At 64.7% G+C, this 5,004-nt stretch carries 4 protein-coding genes and 1 pseudogene; all 5 read right to left on the reverse strand.

Annotated elements, in window-relative coordinates; genetic code table 11:
• A pseudogene (locus L979_RS07295) lies at positions 1–532 on the reverse strand (translation initiation factor IF-2); the annotation flags it as partial.
• Between the two features lie 295 nt (positions 533–827).
• A complete protein-coding gene (locus L979_RS17085; RefSeq protein WP_369792981.1) occupies positions 828–1,220 on the reverse strand; it encodes a YlxR family protein in 393 nt (130 codons plus the stop codon).
• A gap of 51 nt (positions 1,221–1,271) precedes the next feature.
• Positions 1,272–2,240 carry a transcription termination factor NusA gene (gene nusA / locus L979_RS07305; RefSeq protein ID WP_047691027.1) on the reverse strand — a complete coding sequence of 323 codons (969 nt, stop codon included), beginning with the start codon at positions 2,238–2,240 and terminating at the stop codon, positions 1,272–1,274.
• Positions 2,241–2,463: 223 nt separating this feature from the next.
• Positions 2,464–2,985, reverse strand: a complete 522-nt coding sequence (gene rimP, locus L979_RS07310; RefSeq protein ID WP_047691030.1) for a ribosome maturation factor RimP — start codon at positions 2,983–2,985, stop codon at positions 2,464–2,466.
• A complete protein-coding gene (locus L979_RS07315; protein ID WP_047691033.1) occupies positions 2,982–4,787 on the reverse strand; it encodes a proline--tRNA ligase in 1,806 nt (601 codons plus the stop codon). Before L979_RS07315 ends, rimP begins: the two co-directional genes overlap by 4 nt.
• Positions 4,788–5,004 lie beyond the last annotated feature (217 nt).

Consider the following 5,004-nt stretch of genomic DNA (forward strand, 5'->3'; position numbering starts at 1 on the left):
GGGACATGCCCTGCTGGGAAGCGAACGGGTTGTTGCCCGGACGCGGGCCGGATCCACCGGGCTTGGGGCCGTGGGTGGCACCGCTTGCGGGCTTGGCAGCCGGCTTGGCCGACTCAGCCTGAGGCTGCTCGGCCTGGGACTGCTCCGCCGGCGACTGCTGAGCCTGAGGGGCGCTCTCCTGTGCAGCCGGTGCCTGCGCGGCCTCCGGTGCTGCAGGTTTGCTCGGGGTCTCGGCAGATGCAGCCTGAGGCTTGGCGCCGGGCTTTGGTGCCGGCTTTGCACCGGGCTTGGGGCCTGCCTGCGGCTTGGCTGCCGGTGCTGCCTGCGCGCCGGGCTTGGCGGCATCGTTCTTGGGTGCGGACTTGGCAGCAGGCTCGGCCGCTGCTTCCTTGGTTTCGGTGCCCGCTGCGGGGGCGCTGGTGCCCACCGCGTCCTTGAGCTTCTTGGCCACCGGGGGCTCCACGGTGGACGATGCACCGCGGACGAATTCGCCCAGATCTTGAAGCTTGGCGATCGCCTCTTTGGAGGTCATGCCAAGCTCTTTGGCCAGCTCGTGTACTCGTTGCTTAGCCACTTTTCTCCTGTCCCGGTCCGCATCCGTGACAGGAGGCGGACCGACTACTTGCCGTGGGGGTTTCCCGGCGCATGGGTGCGCACGGGAACACCGTGTTCAGAGCACTGCAAAGCACTCATCGTTCGGCACTCATCGGGTTTCCATCAGTTTCTGACTCGCTTTCCATGGCAGTCCGCCCCGGAAGTTCAACTGTCCGCCACGTTGACGGCTCAGCCGGTTTGGACGCGGCCACCTGACGGTGACCGTGGTCGGCTCACTTGTGCGCGGCACCCAACGGTTGGGTTGCCTGCTTGATCTGCTGCACGGCCTCACCGGCTTCAACCTGAGCCTTGAAGGCCCTGTTGAATGCGCGGCGTCGTTCGGCTTTCTCCGCACACTGCTGTGTGGGGTGCAACCATGCGCCGCGGCCGCCCAGGGATCGCTTGTGATCAATCACGACGACGATCCCGGCCGCCTCAGCCTGCACGGTCAAGCGCACAAGGTGGTCGGGGTATTCAACGGCTCGGCATCCGATGCAGGTGCGCTGCATGAGGTGTCCCATGTGCTGAACGCGCTCCTGAAGGGGAAGATTCCCTGACACAACTGCATCAAGGCGTGAACCATCGACTTTTCGACCGCAGACCATTCTAGCGCCATGTCCGTCCATCGGCGCTAATTTGAGGCCTTCGCCACGCGAGCCCGGGGCCCGCGCAGGGTCTCAGGCGCGGGACTCGGCCACGATGTCGATCTTCCAGCCGGTCAGTTTGGCGGCCAGGCGGGCGTTCTGGCCCTCCTTGCCGATGGCCAGGGACAGTTTGTTGTCCGGAACGACGGCGCGTGCCGCCTTGGCACGCTCATCCAGGACCTCAACACTGACGGTCTTGGCCGGGGAGAGAGCGTTGCTGATGAACACGGAGGGGTCATTTGACCAGTCGACGATGTCGAGGTTCTCCCCGCCGAGCTCGTTCATGACCGCACGCACGCGGGTTCCCATCTCACCGATGCACGAGCCCTTGGCGTTGACACCGGAGGTGTTGGCCGCAACGGCGATCTTGGTGCGGTGCCCGGCTTCACGGGCAATGGCCATGATCTCCACGTCGCCGTCGGAGATCTCCGGGACCTCGAACTCGAACAGGCGGCGCACCAGCTCCGGGTGGGACCGGGACAAGGTGATGGACGGACCCTTGGGGCCGCGGCGGGCTTCCACGATGTAGGCGCGGATGCGGCTGCCGTGCGGGTACTTCTCCCCCGGCACCTGCTCATGCGGGGGCAGCAAGGCCTCGACCGTGCCCAGGTCCACCTGCACCATGTTCGGATTGCGGCCCTGCTGGATCTGCCCGGAGACCACTTCACCTTCACGGCCCTTGAAGTGACCCAGGACGTTGTCGTCCTCCACGTCCCGCAGACGCTGCAGAATCACCTGACGTGCAGTGGAGGCGGCAATGCGGCCGAAGCCGGACGGAGTGTCGTCGAACTCCCCGATCTTGTTGCCTTCCTCGTCCAGTTCAGGGGCCCAGATGGTCACGTGACCGGACTTGGTGTCAATCTCCGCGCGGGCGTCCTTGATGGCCCCGGCTGAACGCAGGTAGGCCAGCACCAGAGCCTGCTCAATGGTTGGGACCAGCAGATCCACCGGGATTTCGCGCTCACGTTCGAGCATCCGCAGGGCACTCATGTCGATGTCCATATCGAGCCTTCCTGGTCCTGGTCCACTGTGGTCAACAGCGTCCCGTGATGGACAACAGCGCACCGCCCGTAACGGGCGGAACGCTGTTGATCGTCAATTACATGGTGGCTGTGGGCCCGGCACCACGCCGTTGTTCACGGCGTGGGGAACCAAGCCTCACATCCTGATTCAGCCTTCAATCCTACACCTCGGCACGGTTCACTCACCCGGTGCCGCGTGCGGTTCAGTCCTGGACGTCCACCTTGGCCCGGCGGATCTGGGAGAGCTGCCAGGTTTCGGGTTCCAGCACCTTGACCGGCATGCCCTTCTTGACCTGTTCACTGCGCTGCAGAGTCACCGCTGAGTCGTCGTCGCCCGCCGGTTCCACGGAGAGCAGCTGAGCCACGAATTTGCCACCGATGCTGGTGTCCAAGGGTGTGACGGCAACGTGACGTCCCACTGAGCGTTTCCAGTGGCGTAGCTGCTTCAGTTCCCGGGCGGCCCCCGGAGAGGAGACCTCCAGCTCATAGGCAGGTCCGTCCACCGGATCATGCTGGTCCAGTGCATCGGAGATGGCGTGGGAGACCCGGGCGATGTCATCCATGTCCACGCCTTCGGTGGTGTCCTCGGGCAGGTCCACCAAGACCTGGACCACGCGGGTCTCACCGGCCCCGCGGATCTCGATCTCCTCCAAGTACAACCCGGAGTCCTGAATCACAGGGGTCAGCAGGTCACGCAACGCGGCGGTGAGTTCCTGATCGCTCATGCCTCAGCTCCGATGGCGGTGGCAACAGCGTGGCCCACACCTTCACGGGCGATCTCCTGAGCCTGACCGGTGGCACGGTCCTTCAGTTCCAGAACACCGTCTGCCAAGCCACGGCCGACCACCAACATGGTGGGCACACCCAGCAGTTCAAAATCGCCAAAGCGCACGCCGGGGGAAACCTTGGGACGGTCGTCAAAGAGCACGGAGAGTCCCTGGGCTTCCAGTTCCTCCACGACCTTTTCCGCCTCGGCCATGAACTCAGGCCCCTTGCCCGTGGCCACCACGTGCACGTCAGCGGGAGCAACGGCGCGCGGCCAGATCAGGCCCTTGTCGTCATGGTTGGCTTCCGCCAGGGCGGCCACGGCACGGGTGACCCCGAACCCGTAGGAGCCCATGGTCACCACAACCTGTTTGCCGTTCTGATCCAGAACCTTCAGGCCCAGCACCTCAGCGTACTTGCGCCCCAGGGCGAAAACGTGGCCCATCTCGATCCCGCGGGCAGCTTCCAGCGGGCCCGAACCATCCGGTGCAGGGTCACCCGGCAGCACCTGGGCGCACTCAATGGCAGCATCCCAGGTGAAGTCACGGCCTGCCACCAGGTCATACACGTGCTGTCCGGCAACGTTGGCACCGGTCACCCAGCGGGTGCCCTCCACCACGCGGGGATCCACAAAGTATGGAAGGCCCGTGGCGGACTTCTCCCCCAGCAACGGTTCGTTCAAGGTCAGGCCCGGGCCCAGGTAGCCCTTGACGATCAACGGCTGAGTTTTCAGGTCCTCGTCACCGGCCTGCTCGACGTCGATCTCACCGGCGATCTCCAGAACGTCCCCCAGGCTGACCTCCAAGCGTTTGAGGTCCACGTTGCGGTCCCCGGGCAGACCGATGGCCACCAGCTGGGTTTCACCATCCGGACGGGTCACCTTGACCACCACGTTCTTCAAGGTGTCCGCCGGTGTCCACGGCCGGTCCTCACGCGGGTGCAGGCTCTGGGACTGCTCCACCAACGTGTCAATGGTGGGCGAATCAGGGGTGTCCAACACCACGGCGTCCGGTGCGTCGTTGTGGGGAACGGAATCCGGCACCACAGTGGTCACGGCCTCAACGTTGGCGGCATAACCACCCGGGGAGCGCACAAAGGTGTCCTCACCAATGGCCGTGGGGAACAAGAACTCCTCCGACTGGGAACCACCCATGGCACCCGAGTCGGCAGAAACCGCAACCACTTCCAGGCCCAGACGCATGAAGATGCGCACATAGGCCTCACGGTGCAGGCGGTAGGACTCGGCCAGGCCGGCATCGTCCACGTCAAAAGAATAGGAGTCCTTCATGATGAACTCGCGCGAGCGGATCAAGCCTGCGCGCGGGCGGGCTTCATCCCGGTACTTGGTCTGCACCTGGTAAAGAATCGCGGGCAGGTCCTTGTAGGAGGAGTACAGGTCCTTGACCAGCAAGGTGAAAACTTCCTCGTGCGTGGGGGCCAGCAGGTGGTCCGCTTCCTTGCGGTCCTTCAGCCGGAACAAGTTGTCCCCGTACTCTTCCCAACGGCCGGTCGCCTCATACGGCTCACGCGGCAGCAACGCCGGGAACAGCACCTCCTGGCCGCCGATCCCGTTCATCTCCTCACGCACGATCGCCTCGATCTTGCGCAGCACAATCATGCCCAACGGCAACCAGGTGAAACCACCGGGGGCCGCACGGCGGATGTAGCTGCCGCGCACCAGGAGACGGTGGCTGGCCACCTCAGCGTCTACGGGGTCCTCGCGCAGGGTTCGCAGGAACAAGGTGGACAGTCGCAGTGCCAAGGAGAGCTCCGTTTCAGGATTCTTGAAAGTCTGGGCCTCGGTCAGCGCGCTGCCGAGCGGATCCGCACCCACCACAACGACGACGGGCCGGACCCGGGCCATCTTATCGCCCATGAGTCCGACCCGTCGTTTCCTGTGCTGCTGTTGCGATGAGGCTCTGCTGATCAGGGATCAGGCTGTGCCCCGCCGCTCAGGCTGTGCCCCGCCGCTCAGGCTG

The organism is Kocuria sp. ZOR0020, assembly GCF_000800955.1.
GTDB classification, from domain to species: domain Bacteria; phylum Actinomycetota; class Actinomycetes; order Actinomycetales; family Micrococcaceae; genus Kocuria; species Kocuria subflava.